The 26,110-nt window shown below is 68.2% G+C and carries 17 protein-coding genes; 7 read left to right on the top strand and 10 right to left on the bottom strand.

Annotation, left to right across the window (positions count from 1 at the left end):
* Positions 1-82: 82 nt before the first annotated feature.
* The 6 genes from ACZ7CH_RS20590 to ACZ7CH_RS20565 all read right to left on the bottom strand — a co-directional run bounded on the left by ACZ7CH_RS20590 (position 83) and on the right by ACZ7CH_RS20565 (position 9,487).
* The gene (locus tag ACZ7CH_RS20590; RefSeq protein WP_470374614.1) at positions 83-2,023 is read right to left on the bottom strand and encodes an SAVED domain-containing protein; all 1,941 of its coding nucleotides are present in this window, start codon (positions 2,021-2,023) and stop codon (positions 83-85) included.
* Positions 2,020-3,447, bottom strand: a complete 1,428-nt coding sequence (locus tag ACZ7CH_RS20585) for a ThiF family adenylyltransferase (protein WP_470374613.1) — start codon at positions 3,445-3,447, stop codon at positions 2,020-2,022. The genes ACZ7CH_RS20590 and ACZ7CH_RS20585 overlap by 4 nt, the downstream gene beginning before the upstream one ends.
* Positions 3,448-3,596: 149 nt before the next feature.
* A complete protein-coding gene (locus ACZ7CH_RS20580; protein ID WP_470374612.1) occupies positions 3,597-4,670 on the bottom strand; it encodes a nucleotidyltransferase domain-containing protein in 1,074 nt (357 codons plus the stop codon).
* 184 nt (positions 4,671-4,854) lie between these two features.
* Positions 4,855-6,066, bottom strand: coding sequence for an SAVED domain-containing protein (locus ACZ7CH_RS20575; protein ID WP_470374611.1), 1,212 nt, complete (start codon positions 6,064-6,066; stop codon positions 4,855-4,857).
* 221 nt (positions 6,067-6,287) lie between these two features.
* On the bottom strand, positions 6,288-8,447 hold the full coding sequence (locus ACZ7CH_RS20570) for a helix-turn-helix domain-containing protein (protein ID WP_470374610.1): 2,160 nt from the start codon (positions 8,445-8,447) through the stop codon (positions 6,288-6,290).
* 434 nt (positions 8,448-8,881) lie between these two features.
* On the bottom strand, positions 8,882-9,487 hold the full coding sequence (locus tag ACZ7CH_RS20565; RefSeq protein ID WP_470374609.1) for a hypothetical protein: 606 nt from the start codon (positions 9,485-9,487) through the stop codon (positions 8,882-8,884).
* Between the two features lie 248 nt (positions 9,488-9,735).
* On the opposite strand from ACZ7CH_RS20565, the gene ACZ7CH_RS20560 reads away from it, so the two are divergent.
* Entirely contained in the window at positions 9,736-9,999 is a 264-nt protein-coding gene (locus ACZ7CH_RS20560; protein WP_470374608.1) for a hypothetical protein, read from the top strand.
* 26 nt (positions 10,000-10,025) lie between these two features.
* Here the strand turns inward: ACZ7CH_RS20560 and ACZ7CH_RS20555 are convergent, their stop codons facing one another.
* On the bottom strand, positions 10,026-13,109 hold the full coding sequence (locus tag ACZ7CH_RS20555; RefSeq protein WP_470374607.1) for a DEAD/DEAH box helicase: 3,084 nt from the start codon (positions 13,107-13,109) through the stop codon (positions 10,026-10,028).
* A gap of 264 nt (positions 13,110-13,373) precedes the next feature.
* On the opposite strand from ACZ7CH_RS20555, the gene ACZ7CH_RS20550 reads away from it, so the two are divergent.
* Genes ACZ7CH_RS20550 through ACZ7CH_RS20535 form a run of 4 tightly spaced genes read left to right on the top strand, consistent with a single transcriptional unit; the run spans position 13,374 to position 21,716 of the window.
* Positions 13,374-14,807, top strand: coding sequence for a PD-(D/E)XK nuclease family protein (locus tag ACZ7CH_RS20550; RefSeq protein ID WP_470374606.1), 1,434 nt, complete (start codon positions 13,374-13,376; stop codon positions 14,805-14,807).
* A complete protein-coding gene (locus ACZ7CH_RS20545) occupies positions 14,804-15,955 on the top strand; it encodes a restriction endonuclease-related protein (RefSeq protein WP_470374605.1) in 1,152 nt (383 codons plus the stop codon). The genes ACZ7CH_RS20550 and ACZ7CH_RS20545 overlap by 4 nt, the downstream gene beginning before the upstream one ends.
* Entirely contained in the window at positions 15,952-19,230 is a 3,279-nt protein-coding gene (locus ACZ7CH_RS20540; protein ID WP_470374604.1) for a hypothetical protein, read from the top strand. The genes ACZ7CH_RS20545 and ACZ7CH_RS20540 overlap by 4 nt, the downstream gene beginning before the upstream one ends.
* A complete protein-coding gene (locus tag ACZ7CH_RS20535) occupies positions 19,224-21,716 on the top strand; it encodes an RNaseH domain-containing protein (RefSeq protein WP_470374603.1) in 2,493 nt (830 codons plus the stop codon). The genes ACZ7CH_RS20540 and ACZ7CH_RS20535 overlap by 7 nt, the downstream gene beginning before the upstream one ends.
* Before the next feature lie 28 nt (positions 21,717-21,744).
* Here ACZ7CH_RS20535 and ACZ7CH_RS20530 read toward each other — a convergent pair whose 3' ends face one another.
* Positions 21,745-23,043, bottom strand: a complete 1,299-nt coding sequence (locus ACZ7CH_RS20530) for an SEFIR domain-containing protein (RefSeq protein WP_470374602.1) — start codon at positions 23,041-23,043, stop codon at positions 21,745-21,747.
* 113 nt (positions 23,044-23,156) lie between these two features.
* Here ACZ7CH_RS20530 and ACZ7CH_RS20525 point away from each other — a divergent pair, with 113 nt between their 5' ends.
* Together ACZ7CH_RS20525 and ACZ7CH_RS20520 are read left to right on the top strand one after the other, a co-directional pair.
* A complete protein-coding gene (locus tag ACZ7CH_RS20525) occupies positions 23,157-23,372 on the top strand; it encodes an integrase (RefSeq protein ID WP_470374601.1) in 216 nt (71 codons plus the stop codon).
* Positions 23,373-23,435: 63 nt separating this feature from the next.
* Positions 23,436-24,188 carry an integrase core domain-containing protein gene (locus tag ACZ7CH_RS20520; RefSeq protein WP_470374730.1) on the top strand — a complete coding sequence of 251 codons (753 nt, stop codon included), beginning with the start codon at positions 23,436-23,438 and terminating at the stop codon, positions 24,186-24,188.
* A 468-nt stretch (positions 24,189-24,656) separates the two neighbouring features.
* Here the strand turns inward: ACZ7CH_RS20520 and ACZ7CH_RS20515 are convergent, their stop codons facing one another.
* On the bottom strand, positions 24,657-25,736 hold the full coding sequence (locus ACZ7CH_RS20515; RefSeq protein WP_470374600.1) for an ImmA/IrrE family metallo-endopeptidase: 1,080 nt from the start codon (positions 25,734-25,736) through the stop codon (positions 24,657-24,659).
* Positions 25,733-26,065 carry a hypothetical protein gene (locus ACZ7CH_RS20510; protein WP_470374599.1) on the bottom strand — a complete coding sequence of 111 codons (333 nt, stop codon included), beginning with the start codon at positions 26,063-26,065 and terminating at the stop codon, positions 25,733-25,735. The genes ACZ7CH_RS20515 and ACZ7CH_RS20510 overlap by 4 nt, the downstream gene beginning before the upstream one ends.
* Positions 26,066-26,110 lie beyond the last annotated feature (45 nt).

Raw genomic sequence — 26,110 nt, 5'->3', positions numbered from 1 at the left:
GCTTGTCGATGTCGATCTGTCTCTCCTGCCTCGTGCGACTTAGGCGGGAAAGTCTAGCCGGAGTCCGCTCTTGGGCCGGCGCTCACGCGCTGACGACGAAAGCGCGGGTGTACTCGCTTCCGGCGAGATGCTCGTAGATGTAGCTGGTCGTGACCCGGTTCCAGTGGTGCCCCAGCAGGACCGCGAGCCCCAAGGGCCCGATCAGGAACAGGTGCAGCGGTCCGGTGGACGAGTGCTGCCGGGCGATGTCCCTGACCGCGATGGCGAGACCGTTCGCGGCGCGCGGAGTGGGTACGGACGACGGCCCGGTGCCACGGGACGGTGACACCGTTACGGCGGTCCGGACCTCCAGGCCCGAAGCGGTGATCCACCGGAGAGCCTGCCCGGCGGCGTCCGTGGCTACGTTGACGATGATCGCCGTGCCGGTGTCCCCGCCCACGGTCGTCTCGTCCACCGTCACGTCGTACTTCTCCGGTTCGTCGCTGCTCGTCCACAGCTGGTCGCCCTGGCGGATCCCGACCTCGTACCCCATCACGCGCCGCAGTTCCGAGCCGATCAGGAATCCCGTGGCCTGCCGCAGGTGCCCGCTCACCAGCACCCGTTTCGCGCCGCCGAGCCGAGCGGGAACAGAACGTACCTCCGTCGCCAGATCGTCCCAGGTGTTCGGTGGCTCCGGTGCGACGCGGTTCCAGTCCGTGTCACCGCTCATGCGGTCCACCCAGTCGACGGCGACCGCGGCCTGGTGTGCGACTGCGTCGTGCTTGATTGTCGAGATCGAGACGGTCGTCCACGGCGATCCGCGCTCCAGGCCGAGGGCGGTGATCGCGGCCCTGACGTCGTCGAGGACGAGCCGCCGCCGGCCGGCGATGACCTGCCGCGAGATCCAGTCGGCGCCGAGGTTCACCGCGATCGTGTCGGAACGCAGCCCGTTGGCCGTCATGAGCAGGCTGACGTCGCTGCGGAGGCGGTCCAGGTCGTAGGCGACGTCGAGGTGGAAGTGCGCCAGGAAGTCCATCAGTTCCGGCTCGCTCACGCCCGCCTCGGCCGCCCAGCCTGCCCGCGCCTTGCCCCGGCCGGACTTCGGGCCGCCCTGCGACGCACGGGGCACAAGCCGGCCGTCGCGACCGTCCCGGCCTTGCATCAGCTTGTCGCCGGGGTCGATGGTGCGGTTGGTGACCAGGCGCATTTCGGCCGGTGAGCCGGTCGCGGTCAGATCACTGTAGGCCTGCACGATGTTCCGGAGAATTCCGCTGGCCTGGAGGTAGTCGAGACCCACCGCGGTCCGGTGGTCGACCGCGTACTTGACCTGGTGGTAGGAGTTCGGTGGCCGCGTCCGGTGGACCACGACGTCGTCGCCGTTGCCCACGCCCGGTTCCTCCACCCCGACCGCGACGGCGGGGTTGGTGCTGTTGCCGGTGATCGCCTCGTGCAGCATCTCCATGCACCTGCGCCAGGCGTACAACCGCTGGTAGTCGTCGCCTGCGATCCTGGCGCCGCTGGCACTGGGCACGTGGTGGACGGGCAAGGCTCCTCCAGAGGTGTGTCGGGGTGGTTGTCCGGCAGGGGGCAGGCCGCCCGTGGGCTGGATGTCGCACGACCGGGGACGTCCGGCGACGATCCGTCGGGCGTCCAGTTCGTGGCCGGCGCGCGTGGCACGCACCACGACCAGTGTCGGGTTCGGTTCCTTGTGCTGCGGTGAAGAGTTGCGCCTGAGGCTGTCGAGATCCGTTCTGCTCGGTCCGACGTCCTCGGGATGACTGTGCCAGTCGCCGAGGTACCCCAGGCGGTGGTCCGCCGCACGGGCGCTGAGCACGGCCGGCCGAGTCGCCCCGCCGGGGAGCTCGTAGTGGTGAGGACCCCGGATCTCACTCGGGATCTCCACCACGGCCGTGACCCACGGGCGGCCTTCGGACAGCACGCCGAGGAGAATTCCTCCTGTCTCCCAGGGATGTTCGCGCTTGGCCGCCGCGATCATGGTGTCCCAGGCCGCTTCCGACACCAGGAGCCTCGGACGCCGGCTCAAGTCGCGCACGTCTGGCGCTGAGGTCCGCGGTGCACGCCGACGTGATCGAACGGGGGGAGCAGAGGCTCGTGCACGAAGATGTGCTCGTCCGGTAGATGGCGTCGTCCGGTGAGGAGGTCCACGACCAAGCGAGCTATCTCTGCGGCGGTGTGCAGGACGGCGATCGGGGACGCGTTGTGCACGGGCGCGGTGCATCCCAGTTCGAGGAAGCCCGCCTGGGGTTCGGCCGGGTCCTCCGGCGGCAGGGCGAGGTAGGCCGGATCCGCGCTGCGGGCAGCGATGAGCGTGTCGCCCTCCGCCTGTCGCTGGACACGTGCGAGGCGGCCCCCGTGGAACAGCGCTCCTGTGACCAGTGCGGTGTTCGTCCGCCGGCAAACCTCGGCGAGCGCCGCGGTGAGGGAGAAGCGCCCCGTGCAGTCGACGACGACGTCGGCGCCGGTGATCTGGCCGGCCAGCTTGTCCGGTGCGTGGGAGAGTTCACCTTGCTTCTGGGTGTCTGTCCACGGGGCGTGTGACTTGAGCACCTCTGCCACGACCCAGGTCTTCGGGAACCCGATCAGGTGGTCGGGGGCCACGTGCCGAACGACGTTGGCGGAGATGAGGTCGTCGCTGTCGTGCAGGACGATCTTGCCGACTCCGGCGGACGCGAGGGCGACAGCTACGTGCCCGCCGACGGAACCCGCGCCGGCCACCAGCACCTTCTTGCCGGTCAGGTGGCCGGCGTCGGGACCGGCGCGACGCTTGAGCGCGTCAATGTCGTTGGCGGTGGCCGGCAAGGCGAATGTGCGCAACGAACCTTCTTCGTCGTCGTAGCCCACCACGACCGCGTCGTGCGCGCCGTGACGGGGCCAGGCGAGCACCACGAAGTCATGGCCGCCGCTGGGCACCGTCAAGCTCGCCGGAGTCGTTCGCTCCGCCTGGCCGCGGTCGAAGTCTTCTCGCTGCCGGCGGCGCAGAGACGAGCGAAACTCGTCGATGTCTCGTGGCGGGGACTCGATTCCGTGACGCAGGTAGAAGGCACCGCGGAGGCGGGGCGTGTCCTCGCCCGCCTTCACTGGCCCGGCGTGGGTGATGAGCAGGTAAGCCGAGTTCTTTCTCACCGCGGTGAGACCGGTGAGGTAGCCGTCGCTCATACCGCGGACGAGGTCGCCGAGCGGCAGTTCGGCGCGCAAGGTCGAGCCCTCGCTGGTGTACAGGAAGTGGGCGTCGAGCGCTCGGTCCTGGTCGCCGAACCCATCCACCGCGCATGCGGCCCAGCCGTCGAGCCTTGCCCACAGCACTTCGAGGTCACGTGCGGCGACCTGGGCCGGATCGTCCTCGGCCCACAGGCAGATCGTGCCACGGACAGCGTGGTCCGCCCGCAGCCCGTCCACGACGACGTGGGCGTACCTCAGGGGCCAGCCCTCGAAGAACACGATCTTCATGCGGGTGGCCGTCGTGAGGGGCCGGAGGCTCGGGCGAAGCGGGCCGCTCCACTCCTCCAGGGAGCCGTGCAGCGGCGAGAAGCCCGCGTTGACCAGTCCGGCGCGGAAGCGGTCGAACGCGGCCTCGTCGTACGTGTCCACTGTGGTGGTCAGCCTCGCTTGCGGGGGTCACTCGCGAAGCCGCGAGGCTGGTTGCTTCCGACAGCCGTAACGGCGGAGATCGCGCTCAGCGGGAAGCCGTTGGCGTCGCAGCCGTCCGGCAGGATGAGAACCTCGCCCCGTTCGTTGGTGCCCAGGACACTCCGCCAGATCTTGGCCGCCTGGCAGGGATCCGCGTCCAGGGCCTCGCGGCCCTGCTGAGCGAGCCAGGTGAAGGTACTCGCCGCCGCAGTCCACAGGCCGTAGTCGAGTACCGGCTTCATCGGGGTGCCGAAGACGGGGTCTGGCAACCCGGTCTGTTCGTACTCGGTGAACTGTCCGGCGACCTGTTCGAGGGTGGAGGTGAGCAGCTCCGCCCAGGTGCTACCGGTCACCAGCCGGGCGTTCCAGACGTGGTAGGCCGCGACCTCGACGTACAGGCCTCCCGGGCGCTGACTGCCGAGGTGGGTGTGCCGCACCTGACGCAGCAGCCGGACCACTTGCCGGTAAGCGTTCTCAGAGTCCACCTGAGGACTCCACGACGCGACGGCGAGGGCGTTGGTGTCCTTGCCGAACTTGATCGGGTTCGTCTTGATCCAGCGCTTTTCCTCCTTGTTCCACTGGTCGCGGTCGCGGTTGGGGATGCCCCAGTGCTCCTGCCAGGGCACGGCCGGCACCGCGTCGACGGAGAACGAGGTGTCGCCGTCCGGCTCGTCGGGGTCCGGGAAGTCGATGTTCAACGACCGGGCCTGGCGGGTCACCCGGCCGTCGGGGTTCTCGTCCTTCAAGCCGTACGCGGCAACGAGAACGCGTTCCACCGCCGCGTAGATCTTCGCCGGGTCGTGCCGGGCCGACAGCTTCTCGAAGCGTAGGAAGACGTCGACGTCCTTGCCGGGGTAGCGGGCCGTCAGCCTGCCGTACGACCCGATCAAGTACGGGTTGATGCCCCACCCTCGCAGCTCCTCATCCGCGTTGAGCAGAGCGCGGATCTCGGTGTGCGCAGCGATCGCGAGTTCGCGCTTGTTCTCATTGACCGTCACGTTCCTAACGGCTTGGTCGAACTCCGGGTTGAGTGTCGTTGCCACCCGATACCTCCTGTTGGTGCACGGCGAACGCCGATGGAGCCGAAGACTTAGGGGGATGACCTGCGCCGTCGCGGCAGGCGCCGAGGTCTCATGTCCAGAGTAGATGCGTCTCCTGGCCACAAGCGGGCTCAGGGCGCTCAGTACGCGGAGTTGTCACAAAACTGTCCACTTCGAACTTCCCATGTCATCTTTTGGGGTTCCAGCTGATGACGGGACTGCCGCTGCGCCCCGCCGACACGGTCGCCATCTCCACGTATCCCGGAATGTCCGTCTCCCGCTCCCATTCGTAGAGGACCACTCGCATGGTGTTGCACGCCCTGCCCAGGAGCACGGCGATGGGGAACGGCGCGCGGAGGAACAGGTGCACGGGACCGCCGGCCGCGATCTCGCCGATCCGCCTGCGCAGCTCGCGCACCAGTGCAGGGCCTGCTTCGGCGGGGATCACCTCGCGCTCGGCGAGCGTGATCTCCACCGCGCGGGAGAAGGGGCGGCCTTCGGCGTAGCTCCGGAACTCCTTGTTGGGAGGGGCGGGAACGAGGTCCAGGTACACCGCGGCTGGACCGTCCGGCGCGGCGCCGAAAACGATCTCCTCCTCGGTCAGCCCGACCGCCGGGGCGTTTCCGCCACCCCAGACCTGACCCTCCAGATCCACGACGGCCATGGCGATGCCGGAGGTGGTCGGGACCGCGGCACCCAGGGCGAACGCGACGCTCAGGTGAGCGCCGCCCGTGACCAGCACACGGTCGGCCCCCGCCGCCTGCACCAGCCGCGGCAGATCACCCAGGAACGGGGCGATGTCCTGCCACACCTCGGGCGGGGGCACGCTGGTGCCGGAAAGCGGCGCGCGGGTGCGCACCGCCAGCGGCGCCTTCGGCGTGCCGAGCGGGGGAAGGCGCGTCTGGACGTCGAGCCGCAGCTCACCATCCGGTGCGGCGCGGCGCACCCGCCTAACGGCCATCTCGCCGGCCAGCCTGGCCATGCCAACGTGATCGGCGACCGGGAACTGGTCGAACGCCTGGAGCGTCCACCCCGGCTGGGGCAGCAGCCGGTCGGGCGCGCCGTAGTCCAGCGCGCCGGCGGCATCGGTGATCACGTTGCCGATCGCGAAGGTGAAGGCGGGATTCGCCTCCAGCGCGAGGAGCGCGGGCAGCTCCTGCTCCCGGACGATCTCCGAGTGGACGATGTCCGGGGTGAGCAGGAGAACCGCTCCGGACAGGCCTGAGTTCAGCGCTTCGTGCAGCCGCCGGTGAAACTGACCGGGAGCCAGGTGGGTCTGGTCGTGCCAGACGGGAACACCGTAGGAGCGGAGGACCCAGACCATCCTGGCCGCCAGGACGTCGCCGTCCGAATGCCGGTAACTCAGGAAGATCGGGTCCAGGTCGTCCACTTCAGGCACTTCAACCTCGCTGGGGTCATGTTCTCGTGAGACGCGATGAGAACCGTGCTGGAGCCGTCGGTGCCTCGTGGGCGGCGCGGGTGCGCGCATCGGCCGGCTGAACACGGAAAGGTTATCCGGACTCGGTGGTGGCGCTTGGAAGGCGTGCCGCTCCTCGAACTTGACGAGCCTGTGCGGTCCCGCGGGCAAGCGGCTCCGAACCCGTCCGGAGCGTCGCGTGTTCAAGAGAGCAGACGGCGCGCGGACGTCTCCCACACGACCGCCGGGTTCAGGACGGCGTGTTCGTCCGCGGCCGCCCACAGGCGGGCCGCTTCGACTTCGTCCCACGCGCGAGCGGAGATGTTGCCCAGGCTGGTCAGCGCTCTCGCCAGTTCGTACTCGTTCTCCGTCATCTCCGTCGCCCGCTCGGACAGCGCTCGCGCGGTGCTGAGGTCTCCCTCCTGGTACGCCGCCCACGCCAGGCAGTTCAGGGCGCGCATCACGTCGACGGGGGTGGAGGAGATCTCCAGCGCCTCGGCCGCCGCGGCGCGCGCCTCCTCGTGCCGCTTCAGCGTCGCGAGCGCGAAAGCGAGCCCTCGCAACGTGATGACGACGTTGCGTTCGCGACCCGCGTGCCGGTAGCTCTCCAGTGCGGTGGTCAGGTCGCGCAGAGCGTCCTCCGCACAACCTTGGTACAGCCGGGCCCAGGCGAGGCTGGCCAGCGCGTCGGTCGCGCCTGCCTCGTCGCCCGCCTCGACGAAGCAGCCTTGGGCACGCAGATGGTGTTCGGCAGACTCGGCGATCCGTCCCGATTCGAGGTAGGCCATGCCCAGGCTATTCAACAGCATGCCCGTGGCGTGCGGATTGCCGGCCGCGGTCACGAGTGCTTGTTGGTGGGTTTTCGTCCACGCGCCGAAGAGCTTCTCGCGGAAGAAGAATCCGCGCGTGGCCAAGGCTAGCTGCCAGCACCGGTCATCGTCGACCAGCGCGGTGGTCCGCACAAGTGCCGGCCAGGTCGTGCGCAACCACTTGAGCGCGCCCTCCGCGTCGTCGAACGGAGGCTCCGAGTGCTCGGAGGCCTTGTGCTGCGGGCGGAATCTCAGTGGCTCCAGCAGGGCGTCGGCCGCGATGGTGACGTCGAGGTAGTGGTCGGCCAGCCTGTCGATCATGCTGGTGGTGATCCTTTCGTCCGGGTGGGCGTACTGGAACGCGTAGGCCTGCACGAGGTTGTGCAGACGCATGCGGGAGTCGGTGGTTCTCGTGGCCAGGTGTTGTTCGTGCAGCTGGTCGAGCAGCAGATCGGTGGTGGCGCGGTCGAGGCCGCTCAGCGCTCGCGCGGCCGACGTCGTCATCACCGGCCCTGGGTGCAGCGAAAGCGCTCCCAGCAGAGCGCGCAGGTTCGCGGGCAGCGCGTCGATCGTGACGGCGAGCGTGGCGGCGACTCCTCGATCGCCCTCGTTCAGTGCGGAGAACCTGGTGCCGGCACTGGAAAGCCGTCGCAGGAGCTCGTGAGGCTCCCAGCCTCCGTGGAGGATTCGCGTGGCGGCGATCCTGATCGCGAGCGGGAGGTACCCGCACTGCCGCACGATGCCCTCCGCGTCGGAGTCCTCGACTTCGGTGCTGCCGTCCAGCACGGCGCGCAACAGCGACTGCCCGAGCGAGGTTTCCAGCACGTCGAGGGGCACGTGCCACGCGTCGTCCAGACCGGGCAGGCGCGCCCGGCTCGTGACGATCGCCCGGCCAGGGCCCTCCGCAGGCAGCAACGGGCGCACCTGGCCTGCGTCCCGCACGTTGTCGAGCACGAGCAGGACGTGCCTCGAACGGAGCACGTCGCGCAGCAGGTTCAGCCGGCCGCCATGATCGTCCGGGATCAGGTCTTTGCGGACGTCCAAGGCCCCGAGTAGGTGGTGCGCCATTTCGGTGGTGGTCTGGGAGTGCGCGCCCTGTCCTCCTAGATCGAAGAACAGGCAGCCGTCGCGGAAGTCGGCCGCCGCCTGCCACGCCGCCGCCACCGCCAGGGCGGTTTTGCCGACCCCGCCCAGGCCGCTGATCACACAGGCCCGCACACCGGGACGCGAACCCAGTGCCGAAGCGATCGCGGCGAGTTCCGGCGCGCGCCCCACGAAGTGCCGGGTGTGCTCGGGAAGCCCGACCAGGCCGCGGCGCCGCCGTGGGTCTGCCTGACCGTCGACCAGCGCGAGCAGTTCGCCGTTCGCGTCCAGCACGTGGTCGTAGGCAGCCGCCAGAGATCTGCTCACCCGGGTTCTGCCGTTCTCCACCTTGCTCAGGTGGCTTTTCGAGGAGTAGACCGCCGTGGCCATCCGGGACAGGGAATAGCCTGCCGCTTCGCGTCGTCGCCTGAGTTCTGATCCCAATTCCGTCACGGTGTCATGCTCTCGCAATGTGGAACGAGAGGGGAAGAGCGGTCTGCGGAGCTCAGTGCCCGCAGACCGCGTCGCCCCGAATTCAGCCGAGCAATGCGCTCAGCCACAGGATGATGAAATGCGTGTGCATGATCTTCCTCTTTCCTGTGAGTGGATTCGCGCCTCGCGAGGGCTTCTTCGGTGTTTCGTCGACACATCGATCCTGTGGCACGACCCGTGGTGTGCGGAACCGTTTCCCAGTTGCCACTTCGGGAGGAAACCCGGAAACCTGGCGGTGGATGCCAGTCGCGGAGAGTTCGCAGCGCGAGTTCAGTCGACCGGCGGCGGGAAGTCGAGCCGCTCGTTCCACCCGTCGTTCTCGGCGGCGTTCTTCGCCGCTACGACCAGTGCGTTGACCAGGTCCTGATCGCCGAGATGGCCACGTAGGACGTGTTCCCCGAGTCGAGCAGGGCTTAAGCCGTGTCGAGCCCGTCCCTCGCGAGATCGAGCCAGATCTCGCGGTCGACGTGCGGGGCTAGGTGCCGCGCGACGGGCACCAGGCCGGCGTCGATGCCGAGCTCCAGCTGAGCGGGGAGGACCTCCGGCAGGGCACCGAGATCGGCGCCGCGGTGCACGACCATCGCTATGTCGATCACGGCTTCGATGACGTCACCGGTGCGCCGTGCCGCCTGCTCGACAGGGCCCACGTTGCTGACTTCGACGTACTGGTGTTCGACCAGCTCACGTTCGATCAGGGGGAGCGCGACACCGCGGCTCCAGCGCAGGCAGGCGATGCTCCGCCGGGCACGGGCGGCGCCGGCGCTCTGCGGTTCGTGCTCGCCCAGCAACCGGTCCAGCAGCGGTTCGGCGATGTTCTGCTGACGCAGCTTCTGCTTCAGCGCCTGCCACTCCCTGCGCCAGCGGCCGGTGGGCAGCGTGAAGCGCACGTCCACGAGCTCCGCGGCGAGCTGGGCGGCGGCGATCAGGGTCATCCTCGTCAGCTGGGAAGCATCGGCCGCGCGCAGAGCCTCGGCGATGGCGACCACCGAGTCGACGCTCAAGCCGCTGCGGAGCGACACCGCCGCCTCGACGGCCGTGTCCGCCGCAGCCCCCGTCCCGCATCAGCTTCCACCCAGGTCGGAGCCCTCCGGCTGCAGAAGGTCGCGCCGATTGACTACAGCCCGTTCGGCACGCTCGAGGCGGGTTGGCCAGGCTCGGCGAACGGTTCCGCGAGGCCCAACCCTCGCTCAGGCCCTTCGGATACGCGTGCCACGTGCGGGCTGACGGCACCGCGGCCGAAATTCGCGTCGAGTCGCAGAGACGTCCGGTGTACGGGGTGAAGGTCCGGTTGCAGGACTGGCTGGGCACCGACCGGCTGACGGTGTCCTACGGCTTGTCCAGCTCGCTGGGCAACGGGATCAACGCGTGGGCCGCCGCGGAGTGGGACGCGGCGGCCGGTGAGGGCCGGTTCCGGTACAGCGACCTCAGCGCCGGAAGTCCGGGCCGGCTGTTGTCGGCCGACGATCTCTTCGAAGTGCTCTGGGAAAATATCATCGACTACATCGAGCAGACGCACGGCCGGGGCGCCTGAGCCCGCGGCCGTGGCGGCCCGTGCGGTCAGTCGACCGGAGGGGGGAAGTCGAACGGCTCGTCCGCCTCGTCGCGCGCGTTGGCTTTCGCCGCGGCGGCGAGCAGGGCGGTGACCAGCGCGGGATCACCGAGGTGCGTGAGCAGGTCGTCCGTGCCCGCTCCGAGGATCGCCTCGGCGGAATCGATGCCGTCGCGCACGAGGTCGAGGCAGGCTTCGCGGTCGGGGCGCGGAGCCAGGTGCCGCAGGACGGGCAGAAGTCCGGCCGGGACGCCCAGTTCGAGTTGGGCGGGCAGGATCTCCGGAAGGGTCCCGAGGTCGGCGTTCCGGTGCACGACCATGGCGATGTCGATGACGGCCTCGATGACGTCGCTCGTCCGCCGCGCCGCCTGCTCCACCGGACCGGTGCCGGTCGCCTCGACGTACTGGTGTTCGGCGAGCTCTCGTTCGATCATTGCCAGGGAAACGGCGTGGCTCCAGCGCACGCACGCGAGGCTGCGCCGGGCGCGCGCGGCTCCCGGACTCATCGGCTCGTAGTCTCCGAGGAGCAGGTCCAGCACCGGTTCCGCGATGTTCTGGTGCCGGAGTTTCCGTTGCAGGGTCTGCCACTCCCGGCGCCATTGGCTCTTGGACCGGGGAAACCGCACGTCCTGGAGTTCGTCGGTGAGCTGAGCGGCGGCGACGAGGGTCATCCTGGTCAGCGCGGTGGGCTCGACGGCGCGGAGCGCCTGCGCGATGACGACGACGGAGTCGACACCGAGGCCGCTGCGGAGCGCGACCTTGCCCAGCGGGGTGAGCGCGTACCCGTCGTCCGCCTTCCTGATCAAGCCGTGGGTGGCGAGGTCGGTCAGCGCGCTGAGGACCTGGCCCGGCGAGAACGAGCGGGGTGAGAGTCCGACCTCGTCCAGGTGCGCCGCGAATGTCCACTTCATGAAGTCCTCGACCAGCGCCGCTGTCAGGGTCTTCTGGTCCGCGGCCGGTCCGGCGAAGGAGAAGAGGATCAACGACCGCAGGTCGTACCCGGTCAGCGTGGACCTGACCGGTTCCGGTGTCGCGGTGACGTAACTGTTCCACTTTCGGCGCGCGTCGGCAGCTCCGCGCGCCACCACGAAAGCGCGGCCTCTGGCCGCCTGTCCGGTGCGGCCCGCACGTCCCGCCATGTTCCGGTACTCCGCCACGGAGTACGGCCGTTCCGGTTCGCCGGGATGGACGAGGCGGTCGAGCACGACGGAGTCCGCGGCGAGGTTCAACCCCTGGGCCAGCGTGGTGGTCGCGACGATGACGCGGACCTCGCTGTCGGGGAAGCGGAAGGTGCGCTCGACCGCGGAGCGGGCGTCCTCCCCGAGGTCGGAGATGTGGAACGCGACCCCGCCTCGCAGGCAGCGCAGAAGGTCTTCGACCAGGCGCCCGTGCCCTCGTCCGCTGAGCAGGTCGGCCGTCTCGGAAGACGGCGCACGGCCGAGTTCGCTCGCGAGCCTCCTCGCGAAGTCGATCGCCTCACGTCGGGTTGCCATGAACACGATCACCTGGTCGCCCTGGTCAACGAGTGCCCGGACCAACCGCGACGGCAGAGCGTCCCCGTCGCCGGAGGGACAGATCTGAACGTGTCGTTCCTGCGCGTTCTCGTCGAGGTGGCGGTACGAACCGTCCTCGGTGATCACGCCCTCCAGCAGCGGAACCTCACGGCGCTCGGTGGCCACCAGCTCTGCGCCGAGCCACTGCGCGAGCTCCTCGGGCTCACCGAGGACAGCGGACAGGCCGATGATCTGGGGAACGGGTCCGGTGAGACGCCGCAGCCTGATCCACGCCAGCAGCAGTTCCAGGCCAGGTCCCCGGTCGGGCAGTGTCAGCGTCTGGATCTCGTCGATGACGAGCACGGTCGTCTTCGTGAGCAGCGAGGGCAGGCCCGACAGCAAGCCGATGTACTTCTCGTAGGTCAGGACGGCGACGTCGAAGTGCCCCTGCACGAATCTCTTTGTCTGATCGCGCAGCTCACCGGTGACCCGGATCACCTGGACGCCGGCGCCTGCGTAGGTGCTGCGGAAGCGGTCGTACTGCTCGTTCACGAGTGCTCGGGTGGGGAGCAGGAAGACCGCCCGTCCGCCGTCCGCGACGGACCGCAGGGCGCCGAGCTCGCCGACCAGGGTCTTTCCCGCCGAGGTCGGCGCGCTGACCAGGACGTTCTCGCCCCGCAGCACCCCGCCCTCGTTGATCGCGCGGAGCTGGAGGTCGTTCAGGCGGTGGTAGTGCTGCCGCCACGCCGCGACGGTGTGGTCCGGCACGCCCAGGGCGATCAGCGACGAGAACGCCCGCGTGGCGCGTGGGGGAGCGGTCTGCTCACCGATGGCCGCGCAGCGGGGGCCGGGGGTGAGGATCGGCAGCGACACGTGCGTCACCCTGCCGGTGACCACCGGTGTCTGGTGCGCCCTGCCGGGCTTGGGCGGGTGCAGGCGGAGCTTGCCAGCGACGTGGTCTGCGAGTTTCAGCAGGGAGATTCGGTTGCCGTCGCGCACCGCGGGGTGCCCGCCCAGGCCCTCGATCAGGTAGTGGGTGAGCAGGCCGTGCCCGAAGTCACCGCTCTCCCGCGCCTCCTGGTCGGTGTCCGCGGCGGCGATGACGAGAATCCCGTCACCGGCGACGGACTCGAACGGGGAGCCTGACCTGCGTGCGGTGTCGCCGTGCTCGGGCTCCCGCAGCACCTTGGCCCCCGCCCGGCCGGAGAAGCAGCAGTCCAGCACGAGCAGGACGACCTTCGCCCTGATTCCGCGCACGAGGTCGAACAGGTGGTCGAGGTGGAGTGCCGTCTCCGCGAGCCGATCAGGCCTCGCATCCCTCGTGGCCAGGAATCCGTCGGGGGTGCCATGCCCCGAATAGGTGATCACGACGACGTCCCGGTCCGTGCTCGCAGCCTGCACGTGTCCGATTTCTGTCGTCAATCTGTCCTTGGTTGCCTGTGCGTCGAGTATTAGGGTGGCGTTCTCGCTGAAAGTGTCCGCAAAAAGCGCGTGCAATGCGATCGCGTCTTTTTTCGCGTACCTCAGCTGTTCGAACGCCGGTGACTCGTAGGTGTCGACCCCGATGAAGAGGCCGTGAAATCTCTGCCCGTCTTCCACGGAACGGCACGATAGCTTAGGCGGAGTGATCGAGCAGTCAGTCGTATCGATTTTCGGTTCAAGGGAATGTGCTGAATGGTTTCGTGGAACGCGCCGGCCGGAGTGGTCGGTGATGAACGGTTGTGGCGAGTGCGTCCTTTCGACGTGCGGAGAGACGAGTATTCGTGTCCTCTGCGCCGAGCGGTCGAGATGAGGCCCGCGCTGCGCGTGGAGTCCGGGGCGCCGGCGCCACGGCAGGCGGGAGCGACCACTGCGCTGGGGAAGGTGCTGGACCACGTGGAGTACGACGGTCTCCCGGTCACCGAGGCGGTGACGAGGTGGCGGAAGCACGCTGATCGGCCGCCGCCACCGATGCTGGTCGGGTGGGTCACCAAGGCGGTACGCCACTACCTCACCGCGTGCGCGGACATCGTCTGGGCCGAGGAGTTGCCGGGCGAGTCCGAGCTCGTTCCCGTGTCGCGCAACTGGGGTCGCCGCCGCCGGGTCGAGAGTGACGGTGGGGAGGTCGTGCACGAGGAGGTCGTGTCCGGCCGTCGCTTCGAGGGGGAAGGTGTGCGCGAACTGCGCCTGTTGCGCACGAGGTCCGTGCGGGATCGGGCACGCGACGAGGCGGAGATCGCGCTGGCAGCGGGTGTCGTCGCGAGCGCCTCGGTCGTGCTGAGCGGGATGTGGGACCGGAAAGCTCTGACGTTGCGGCCCGCCCTCGCGCCGCACCGCGTTCGCGTCGTGGAGATCGGCTGCTCCGACGGCAGCCACAACGTCCTCTTCGAGGGCACGTCCCAGAAAGCGCACGAGATGTACCAGAGGGACGCGGAGTCCCTCGTTCCCGAAGCGGCTTCGGGGACGGAGTACCTGCCCGGTGCGGACTGCGGTGGGTGTGATCTGGTCGGGCAGTGTCCGGCGGTGCCGGTGCGGCCAGGGCTGCTCGGCGTCGACGGCGGCGGTCTGCCGCGACGTTCCTGGTCGTTGTCGTCAGGGCGGTCCTTCGACGACTGCCCTGCCCGCCTCGTGGCGGAGCGGCTGTTCCTCCCGCGTGAACGTGCCGCCGAGGACAGCGACCACACTCGGCGCGGTCAAGCGGTGCACGGGTGGCTCGAAGACCTGCATCGCCGTGTGCCGGCGCGTGCGTGTGCAGCGGACGAGACCCCGCCAACCCCGGACGCGTGGTCTGTCGGCCGGTGGTCCGTGAGCGGCGAGCAGGCGAGGCTCGGCGTGCAGATGATCGCGGACCACTCGCTCACCTGCGCGCTGCGCGGGCCGGTCGGGGACGTCGAAGCGCATCCGGAACGGCCGGTCGTGGTGTTCGACCCGAAGGCGAACGTCGTGGTCGTGGCGAAGACGGACCTGCTCTGCCGGTCGGGAGACGTCTGGAAGGTCCGCGAGACGAAGACGGTCTCCGTGCTGGACGAGAGCGACCTGATGACCCAGTTCCCTCAGCTGGCCCTCGCCGTCGTGCTGTCCGCCGAGGACGGACTCCGGGCGGGCGACCACGTACGCGTCGAGTTGGAGCGGTTGAGCGCGACCGGCCCGGTGGTCACCGAATTGGACGTCGACGACCCCGAGGTCGTCGCGGCGGCGAGGTCGGTGGTCCAGGCCAGGGTCGGGGCCTGGCACGCGTCGCCCGCGCTCACCGCGAAGCCCGGCAGGGTCTGCAAGACGTGTCCCTTCACCCAGTGGTGCCCGGAGAGCAAGGCATGAGCGACGACGAGCTGGGATCGCATTACACCAACGTGCCCGGACAGCGAGTCGTCGCAGCGGCGTTGCGGGCCGCCTACGCGTGGTCGGTTCGTGACGTGCACCGCAACGCCGCCATGCTGGAGATCGCCAGGATGACCGGGGTCGTGATGGGGGCGCACGGGCCCGGCAGGGGACCGGTGACTCCCCTGGAACTGGTCGGCGCTCTCCGCACATCGCTGGGCAGCCTGCTCGCGGGAGTGCGGGGGCGACCGGCGGAACTCGCCGATGTCGTTCTGCTGGACCACGAGGGGCGGCTCACCGAGAACGCCTACGACCTCGTGTGCGAGCATGTCGTGCCCCTCAAGGACGTCGTGGGGTCGCGGCCGTGGCTTCCCTCGTGGACCACGATGCACTCGGACCAGATCCGGCAGCAGGTGTTCACCGCCATGATCGCCTCCACGAAACAGGACGAGTACGTCGCCTCCCGGAGGTTCCTCGTCGAGCACCCGGCTGGTGACGAGCAGGAACTGGTCGAGCTGAAGGACCGTGCCGGTGGTGTGCGACTGGCGAAAGGCGGCTACCGGGACGTCCCCGAGGACCAGCTCTACCGAGCCCCGAACGGAAAGGGCTGGTGGTGGCCGTGCGCGGAGTGCAGGTGGCCGATGGCGGTGGCTTCGTCCGGCAAGGTCAGGTGCCGCTACCGGCCGCACAGCGCCGTGTTCGACCTGGTGCCGGGTGATCGGCCGGTGCTGCGCCGGCGAGACGGTGCGCGCAGGTCCTCTCCACCGGCGGGCAGGCCCGCGGAGGGCGCGAAGTGCGTGGACGCGGGCGTCTGGCGTTTCGTGGTCGTGCCGGGCGCGAGCGAGCTGAGGATCGCGGCGGCCGCCGAGCACGCCGGGGCGAAGGTCCTGCTGTGGCCGTTCCTCGACCGCTTCGACCTGCTGGTCGAGGCGGGAGACGAGAAGTTCTCCGTCGACGTCAAGGAATGCCTGTCCCTGAGCTCTCTGATCGAACGACTGCGGAGGAGACGTCCGAGTGCACGCATCCTGTTGGCCAGGTCGTGCGAGTGGCAGCTCGAGACGCTCCAGGACGCACTGCCCGGACTCGCGGTCCTCACCGAGACGAAGTTCCTGGGACAGGTCCGCTCCGCGATGAGGAAGGCACGATGAAGACCAGGCGCAAGGTGCAACCGCGCATCATCGCGGCGGCGATCGGGTTGGCCGCCAGGCACTTCCCCGAGGAAGCGGACGGCGGCAGCGTGACGGTCACCCGGGAGCACGTGCTGTACGTGCTGGACGGGCACATCACCGATTGGGACCGGTGGCGCCACCGACTGTCCGAAGTGGACGCACTGAGGTTCGCCCGGCTGTTGCGCCGGCGGACCAACCAGCTCGCCAACGCCGACATGGCCAAGCGGGTGCTCGACGGACTTCTGAAGAGCGGTGAGATCCCCGGCTGCGAGCCGGCCGACGACTACGACGAGACGAAGAACCCGCGCATCGTCGTCAACGCCGGCATGCCGCTCACGGACTTCATCGACCAGGCGCTGGCGGACCTCGACGAACTGCACGTCATCGGCCGGAACCCGCTCCCGCCCGCGACTGAGGGGACCTACTCGACGACGACGCGCGTCATCGGGGCCGACGGCACCGATGAGACCTATGTGGACTTCCGCTACCACATTGAGGCCCACCACGAGGAGTCCGCCGGGCCGCTGACCCGGATCGTCGACGCGCCCTCCCGTGCCGAGGTGATCGTGCCGTTCGACGAGCTGGAGTTCATCGCCGGTCGCCTGGACGAGCTGCTGGACGAAGTCAACTCCGACGGCTACCGGGTCACCTCCGTGCGGCGGTTCGAACGTCAGGTGCGCGACCGCGCGGGAGGCGAGATCAAGGAACTCGACCTGGCCGCGGGCGAGCTGAACGAGCTGCTCGCCTACACCGGCTTCGGCAAGTCCGTCGTGCTGATCGAGAGCTTCGCCTGCTGGGCGGTGCGGAACGAGGTTCCCGTGGCGTTCGTGCTGCCCACCAACGCGGACGTCGTCAAGGCCACCTTCCAGATCGAGCGGGCGGTCAGGGCGCTCGGCCAGGAGAACGCGTCGATCGTTCCCCTGGTCTCCCCCAGATCGTTGATCAAGGTCGCGGAGACGGCCGCGGCGCGCGCGTCAGACGGCGGACCCCCGGCCGACTGGATCTGGGAGCGCTTCGGCTACGGCTGCGCGCTCGCGGCGGTCGCCTCCAGCGAGAAGTCCGTGGACGGCTGGGTTCCCGGCCGCGAGCCCTGTGCGGCGTTGCGCCAGCCAGTGCCGAGGCGCAAGGACAAGACGTTCTCCTGCCCGTGGCGCACCACCTGCGGCCGCTACCGCGCGGCGCGCGAGGCCTGCACAGCGGACGTGATCGTGACCTCGCACGTGAACCTCCAGCTCGGCGTGCTGCAGACGCCGGTGGACGACGGACTCGGCCGCAACGACCGGGTCACCGTCGAGGAGTTGGTGCTGCGGCGGTGCCAGGTCGTGGTGATTGACGAGGTCGACTCCTTCCAGCGCTCGATGATCGAACAGGCCGGCCGCGGTCTCGTGCTCGACCACGGCGGCCGGACCAACACGCCGCTGCGCAGGCTGGACCAGGACTTCGGCGCGGCGTTCGGCATGCTCAGCGACGAGGTCGACGCGAGCGTCCGGGACGCCTACTTCACGTTGCGCTACCTGGCGGAGACGTACGTCAGCCATCTCCGGTACGAGCGGCTCGGCACCTCAGGCAAGAACAAGACCCGCAAGCGGCGGCGGGGGCCGGGCAGGGACTGGATCGTGCCCCAGCGGTGGGACAACGAACTCGCCAACCAGCTGTTCGGACAGCCGCTCGACACCGAACCCACCGAGGAGCAGATGCGGTTGTACCTCTCGGTGTTCCCCGAGCAGGCGGGGCCCGAGCCGGGAGACGACGCCAAGTACCAGGACATGCGGGACACGCTGCGAGAGGTGGTGACGAGCGGTCTGGCCGGGCAGACCATCGCCGCCGCGAGAACGCGCCTGGCCGAGTTCTTCGACCTGGTCTCGGACGACGATCAGGCCCTGGTGGCGAACCGCGTCCTGCGCAGGACGATTCTCGAACGCATCAGGTGGTCCCTGCACAGCCTGATGGCCAGCAACGCCCAGCTGGTCGACATCGGCGTGGAATCAGCCCAGGACATCGCCGACGCGCTCGGCACCTACGGCAGGTGGCGGGTCATGCCCACCGGACCGTTGGGACGCCTGGTGTTCGCGTTCACTGAGTACTACGACGACAGCGGCAACGAGCCCGCGCGGCTCTCCACGGCCGCGTTCGGCGGCGACCCGCACCTCTACGCGATCAGCCTCGGTGACATCACGGCGCTGGCGCAGGCCGGAACCAGGCGGATCGTGCTGGGCATGTCCGCCACGTCGTACTTCCCCCACGCCCCGCACAGTCACCTGCACGTCCGTCCGAAGTGGTGGGTATCCGATGACGACGGGAAGGACGACGGCGACATCGAGGAGAAGAAGGTGACCGTCGTGGCGGAGCAGGTGCGGGACGAGGCCGGCCACGTGCTCAAGGTGTCCGGACTGGACGGCAAGGATCGGGCGGACGCGCTGGTGCGGATAGCAAAGCTGTTGTGGCCCAGGCTGGAAGAGGAACTGGCCAGGCTCGTCATGACGGACCCGGACCGTGCCAGGGTGCTGCTGGCGACGACCTCCTACGATGGCGCGAGGCAGGTCGCGCGGGGACTGGTCGACGCCGGTGTGCCTGCCGCGCGCATCTGTCTCGCGACGCGGCCGCGCGGGGAGGAGGACGCCGGGGCGGCTGTCCTGACAGGACAATGGTGGGAGTTGCCCGCCGACCGGCTGGAGAGCTTTCCCGGCATCGAGGGCGCCGACGTCCTGATCGCACCTCTGGGCCGCGTGCAGCGTGGCGTGAACATCATCGGTGCCGGTGACCGCTCCGCCCTGGGGTCGGTGTGGCTGCTCGTCCGGCCCATCCCGCTCATCGACGAGCCCGCCGAGCTGCTCGCGCACATTCAGGCGAGGGCGCTCACCCGCCACCGGGGCCCGGCTGGCGACCCCCTTGGGCTCCTGGAGGAACGGCGCAAGACGGCGGGCACCTACTTCGAGCAGATCGTGCACCGGCCTCCCTACTTCCGCTGCCAGCCCAAGGAGGTGAAGCTCGGTGTGACCGCCGAGATCGTCGTCGGCGCGATCCAGCTCATCGGCCGGGCCCGGCGCGGCGGCACCTCCGCCGTGCTGCACCTCGTGGACGGCGCCTTCACCGACGGCTCGGCGGGCACGAGCTTCGCGTCGTTGATCACCGGGCTGCGCGACGCGTGGAGCGCGAGCGGCGAACTCGGTGAGATGGAGCGCTACTACGGCAGAACCCTGCGGGCCTTCCTGGAGTTCGCGGACCGACCGGACACTGGAGACGAGTCTTGCTGACCAGCCTTGCTTACCGCGTGCCCGCGAAGTACCTGGACGAGGTCTTCGGCGCGGTGACCGCCTACCCGCTCACCGAGGACTTCCACGCCGCGTGGTCGGCCATGCCGTGCACCGAACGCGGCTGGGGACCCCCGTACGCAAGCCTGGCCCGCGGCCTCACCTCGGCCACGGGCAGGCCGGTGACGTTGTTCGACGAGTATGACCTCGACGAGAACGAGCGTGCGGAGGGGAAACGCATGCTCCTGCTCACCGACGACGGTGCGATGGACTACCGGATGAGGGTCGCGACGAACGCCTGGGAGCGTTACGTCCGGGGCGATGCGGCCGTGTCGACCCTCGCGCCCCTGTTGCCGGAGCCCGAACGCGCGCGACCCGTCTCGCAGTTCATCAGGCTGCGCGACGGCGAAGTGCCCGAGGCCCCCAACTGGGTGTTCCGCACGGGAGTGTGGCGCGTCATGCGGACCCTCGCGGCACAACCGCTCGTGATCGACGGACGCGGACCCCTCGCGCTGCGCATGGACACCAGCGGAGCGTTGGTGGCCTGGGAGGACGCGGACCTCATCGCCAACGGAAAAGGGACCGCGTTCAGCATGCTGCGCGTGATGGGGCGCCTCGTCACGAGGGCCGGTGTCGCGGACCCCGTGCTGTGCTTCGACGCCCACCTGTCCCGGATCTCGCCGAAGGGCCACTGGTCCAACCACGTGTGGATCGAGCCGGCCGACGCCGCGTTGCCCGTTCTCCACCTGCCCATGCGGTCGTGTGCGGACGAGGAGTCGGGCGAGCGCACAGTGAGGCTGCACCCGGCGACCGCGGCGATCTACGAGGCGTGCAAGCTCGACCCGTTGGACATCCCGCGGGAACTGCCCGACCGGCCGGGCGCGATCCGGCCGCAGCTCTGGCGCAGCCTCTTCCACTCGCTGGGCAGCGGTCCCGGCCCCCGCCTCCTGATGAGGCTGCAGGAGCACATCTCGGCGGTGCTGCCCCAGCTGGAGCCGCTTCGGTACCCGATCGACAAGTCGATCAAGCTTGCCACAAGGGTCAAGAAGTATCAGAAGGGCGGGTTGCCGGTCGCGGCCGTCGGAGCGAGCGGGTACAAGCGCGTCACGATCGCCTGCGTCTACCGGACGACGGGCGCGCGGCAACGGATGCTCGCGGAGCTGAAGGAGCTGACCGGTGTCCCGGTCCGGCTCGAGCACGGTGAACCCGCGTTCGCAGTGAACGAGCGGTTGGACGTCGTCGCGTGTTACTGCCCGGAGCTGCTGGACCACACCACTCTGAACCGCGCGAGGCTACTCGACGGACTGCCTGTCAGCGAAGGAGAGAACCACCTCGTCGTCGCTTGGCTGGAGACCGAGTACCACCCAGTGGCCCCGCTGGATCGTGACGCGAAGCCGCACCTGCGCAGGCTCCTGGGCCATCGGGGGACTCCCAGCCAGTTCCTGGCCACCGAACCACTGGTGCTGCCGGAACGGGCCGAGGCGCGTTCGGCCTCGGAACGCAAGCACGCCGCGCGGGCGGCCCTGCGGGACCTCCTGCGAGCAGCGGGCGTGCTCGACGAGCGGCTGCCTGGGGCGATCGCTGATCCCAGGCTGCCTCACGCGGTGGACCGTCCCGTGCTGCTGGTCGGCGTGCACGTGCGGGCGCAGAAGGCCGAGCGGGGCAGCGGCCCGCTGGTGGTGACGATGAGCGCTCTGCACGTCGTTCCCGGTGATCTGGAAGCATGGCGGGTGCTGATGTACAGCGACAGGAAGGGAACCTGGTGCCGCACAGGAGAAGCGATCGCGGACTTCCACTCCGGTTCGATCGGCACCTCCTGGCTCGGCCGGTCACAGGCGAAGGTCGAGAGGACCCGCGCCGAGCTCGAGCGGAGGTTGTGCGACCTCGTCACCGGTGAGCTCGCTGACCTTCCGGTCGTGGTGTTCGTCGACGGGTCCGCCGCCCGCAGGATCTGGCCGGGCCTGCCGAACACGAGGCTCGGCAGGGGCCCGCTGCCGGGAGACGTGCTGCGCGAGAACGGAAAGGACGTTGCCGTCGTGCGGGTGAGCACTGGTGTGTCCGAGATCGGTAGGCCGGTGTCGAGGCAGAACGACACCAACATGCCCGCGGACAAGAAGAAACCGGCGGCGCCGGACAGGAAGGTGTACCGGCTCGCCGACAGCGCCGTGCCGTCCTGGCTCTTCGCCGGGAGGTCGACGTCGTTGGCGGCGAAGGGGGGCGACGCGGGGGCGAAGTACACCAGGTGGACGTTGCCAGAGGACGCGAAGGCGGAACTGCGCAAGCCCTGGCACTCCTACACGGCCAAGGAGATCATCGTGGTGCGTGCGGGTTCCTGGACGCCCACTGCTCTCGCCGCGCTGACCGCCAGGCTCTGCGACCAGGCGATCGCCTGGGACGGCCGGACCCTGCTGCCCGGCCCGCTGCACCTCGCGGGCAGGGCCGACCGCGATCACCCCGACCACCGCGTATCGGGTGAGGACGAGGACTGATCGCCGGTCCCCGTCCTCACCCCGGGGATCACGAGTCGGCGAGGGCACGACCGGTGTTCGTCGCGGTGAGCACGACCGGCGAGTTGCTGTCGTCCTCGATCCCGTGCCGGATCGTCGCCAGCAGGTCGCCGAGCGCTTCCTCGGTTAGCTCGTCGATCTCGTAGCGGTCCATCGCCTGCGGCTGTAGGAAGACCGGGATGTTGGTCAGGCTCTCACCGGGTAGCACGACCGGCAGGAGCTTCTGCTCCCAGAGCTTCCGGTTCCCCTGCAGGCGGTCGCGAACGATGCCGAGCTCGCAGTGCATCCCGGGGTTCTTGTTCCGGTCGGCCTTGCCCTCGCCGACCGCGAGGCATTGGGGTGACGCGATCACGATCACGAAGTCCGCGTCGTCGATGTTCTTGGTGGCCCAGAGGAACCAGTCCTTGCGCCCAGGGCCGGAGAACTGGTCGAGCCGGACGTCGAGCCCGCACCTGATCAGGAGGTTCGCGAAGCTCCTGACCAACCGCTTGTGGGCATCGTTGTCGTGCGCGTAGGAGATGAAGACCCGTGGGCCGGAGGGAAGCAGCACCGCGGCGCTGCCACCGACGCTGTGGGTGGTCACCGCGGGGCGCGGATCTGCCGGGGCGGGCAGTTCGATCCGCAGCTCCGCCGGCACGAGCGCGGGCATGACGTTCCAGTCAGGCACCGGCTTCTGGTCGAAGCGGGTGGTCACCGTGAGATCCAGGTGCGTGATGCCCTGCTCGACCAGGGCGACCAACCACGCCACCCGTGATCCCGGCCGCACTCCGCTGTCCGGCGCTGCACAGTGCTGCCACCGCACACTGCCACTGCCGACGCCAAACGCGTGGATCGTCTCGCCTGCGGCAGGAAGGTGCGCGGCGGGCGTCACCCCGTTCGCGGCGGGAACCAGGTTGAGGTGGTCGTTCACCACGTACGACAGTGAGGGCTGCGAGGGCTCTGTGTGGTGGGGGATCGCATCCACCACGGAGCCGTCGCTCAGCTCCACGCCGAACTCGAACCAGTTCATCTCCGGTGTGCCTGGCGTGATTTCCAGCTCGTGGTTGAGCTTGATGAGGTACGCCTCGGCGCTGTCGAACTGTTCTGGCGCAAGCCTGATCGGATGAGCCTGCCAGCTGTGCACCCGCAGCGCTCCGGTCATGATCGGACCCGGTGCGGCGCCGAACCTCTTGCTTTCCTGGTCCACGACCGCGAGATCGATCGTGACGCCTGGCGTTGAATCCACTCGCGAACCTCGTCTGCTCGGTGGGCTGAACCTGTAGAGGCCGTCCAACCTAGCTTCACCAAGGTCGAGGTCGTGGCGGGACACGGCTTGTCGGGGAACTGTCGTGTTGTTGTCCGGCCGGCGTCGATCCGGCCCTTAACCGGACAACCGTTACCTGGGCCGATTTCCTGCGGTCTCAGGCCGAGGCGATCCTGGCAATGGACTTCATCGCGACCATCACGCTGACTGGCCAGCGTCACTACATTCTGGCCGCCATCCACCATGCCAGCCGACGTGTGCACATACTCGGCGCCACCGAACACCCCACCCATGCCTGGGTTATCCAAGCCGTCCGCAACCTGCTCATGGACCTGGAGGACGCCGGACATCTAGGGCGGGTCAGATTCCTCATCCGTGACCGGGACGCCAAATAGCCCGCGTTGATTGACGAGCTTCTTGCCTCCGAAGCGATCGCTGCGGTGCCGACCGGTGTACGGATGCCCCGCATGAACTCTGTCATTGAACGCTGGGCCAAGACACTTCACGCCGAACTGCTGGAGCGCACGCTGATCTGGGATCAGGCCCACCTGCGGCTCGCGCTGCGCGAATACGAGCGACACTACAACGAGCACCGAATCCACCGATCACTTGCTGGCGCGGCACCCCTCCAGGTCCGACCCAGCTGCTCGAGTCTGATCACATCGAACGCCTCACATCGACCGACAGGATCGTCTCGGCGGAGTCATCCGCGAGTATCGTCATGCCGCTTAACCTGCATGGATGTAGTTTTCGGCACACACAGCCCCGGCTCGAGAGTTGCGACGCTAGTCGGAGGTCTCCGAGCTAATGGTTGTGTCGCACGTGTCCGGACGCGTTCTCCGCAACCTCAATCGAACTGTGTGGCACTTATACGCGTCCATGCCGTGCGGGTCAGTGCGGACCTCAAGAGCGCGCTCGCCTCAGGTGGAGCTGGCCACTCCGTGTATATCCAGGACCTTGAACGTGACGCTGCAAGACAGCGATTGGTCTACTTGAGCTGCCTAGTCAACGAGGCTGATGCGACGTGCAACGCGACGGGTTTGCTACCAATTTCACTACCGGGGCACGCGAGCAAGGAGCGGCGAGCACCGAGAGATCTCGATCTGCGCAGGTCAGAGGCTTCAGTAGTGGGAATGATGTTGAGAACGAATCTAGTGACCTCTTCGGTAGCGGCGAACAGATCATGGGCTGGATGGCTGGCAAGTCGCTGACCTGCGGATTCGCAGTCCGCAGACCTGAGGTTGGCAGGGCAGTTCCGCCTTACGCAACGCAAACGGCCTGTCGATGGAATCCATCGACAGGCCGTCTGACCAGGTAAAACACACTGTGGGCGATACTGGGATCGAACCAGTGACCTCTTCGGTGTGAACGGATCCTGTCGAGTGTCAGGTCGTTGCACTCGTCTCAGTATAGTGGCTGCGAGCTGCATGAATGAGCTCAGCATGTCTCACTGTTGCTCCGCTGCCTCACCGGGAGTTGCCCGTCTCAGCTACCGGATTTACTACCAGCCCTAGGTTTCACGAGATCGCCAGCGGCGGGCGTATTGGTTCAATGCGCGGTCTAGTCTCAGTGTCGTGCTGAGGCTAGACCGCGCAAGTACATCTCGGCCTGGGGTGCTCCCGTGGTCTGCTGACGCCGAGGTGTCCGCAGCTAGTTGGAGATCCGCCTGGATTTCAGGCTCAGCTTTCGCTAATGCACATGGACTTTCTGAGCTTGCTCACTTTTGCCCAGTTCCATCCGCTGATATTGTCGCGTGCCAGCCTTCCGGCGATGATGCCTGCTGAGACACCGATCTCGTCAGCAAGTAGCTGTATTTCGACATGGGTGCGCGTTTCCATGAGACGATCCAGCCACTTGGGTGGAATGAGTAGGTCTCGGGCGAAATCGTTCGCTTCATCTTCGATGAAGCTGTCTTCGCTGCCGTCGTGGATATAGCTGGCCTTCTTCGAGTGCAGAAGTAGGTGGCCTATCTCGTGGAAAAAGGAGAACCAGAAAATGTCTTCCTTCTTCTGGCGGTCTGTGAGCTGGATCAATGCTTTTCTGGGGGTGAGCCAGCGTGATGCTCCGTGAACGCGGCTTCCGGATACCTCGGGTTCGAGGACAACTGCGATCCCGGCCGTCGCGCACAGCTGCACTAGCTGATGAATGAAGTCCTTTGATCGAGTTAGCTTGCGGAGCGTGGGTAGCAACTTCCGCACGGCGGATGCGTCGAAAGCTTGGCAGTCGATTTCCTGCGCCTTGATTTCACCGATACGCAGCCAGGTGGCGGTTGCCTCCGCGTTCACGGCGTGCGCCCCGGATCGGCGGAAGGAGGCGATGGGCTGGCTCCACACCTTGTTCCAGGCCTTGATGTCGGCGACGGCGAAGAAGCGCAGGGTCTCACCGAGGGTGCGTCCGTTCGGGGTCGCGTCGCTGATGTAGCCGCGTTCCTGCAAGGTGGTCAGGGGTAGGAGCGAGAGCCATTCGGCCTCGTTCGGCCCGACCGTGCTCAACTTCTCGCGGAGAAGGTGATCGCGGTAGTGCGACTCGAGGCCGTTCCACGTGCTCGCCGGCACGCCGGTGATGCGTTCGAGCGCCACCGCGGTCTCGTAGGTGAGCGGCGCATGCCCCTTCATCATGTGCGAGACGTGTTTCTCCGACATGCCCAACCGGTCTGCCAGGTCGGTCTGCGCCATGCCCAGTTCGGACAGCTTGCTCCGCAGCGTGTCGCCGGGAGGGAACGCATAGTCGGGTGCGAACGTCACCGGTTGGTCGGTCATCGCTGTACGTCCTCCGTCACGTGCGCGGTCACGGCGGTCAACTCGGCGACCGATGCTCGGCGCGCGGGAACGACGTCCGAGTCGGGCCAGGCGAGATCAACACGAAGGCGAACGATAACGCCTTCGCTGAAAGTGATCTCGTAGTCGCTCTGAGTCATAGCTCGGACGTGGGCTCCCGGCAGGTGTGTCAGCGCCGCGACGTCGGCACTGGCCTGAATCTCGCACAAGCGGCGCGCGACCGCCGTCCAGCCCTGGCCCCACCTGACCTCCATGGCTGCCCGTGAGCAGCACAAACGTGCCAAGTCCGAATCGGGGATGCGCAGCTCCACGAGATCGGCTAACCTCTCAGGTAAAGAGATTATCCTTGACCTGCT

This window comes from Lentzea sp. NPDC037011 (genome assembly GCF_055607425.1).
This window is presented reverse-complemented; position numbering and strand designations above follow the sequence as displayed.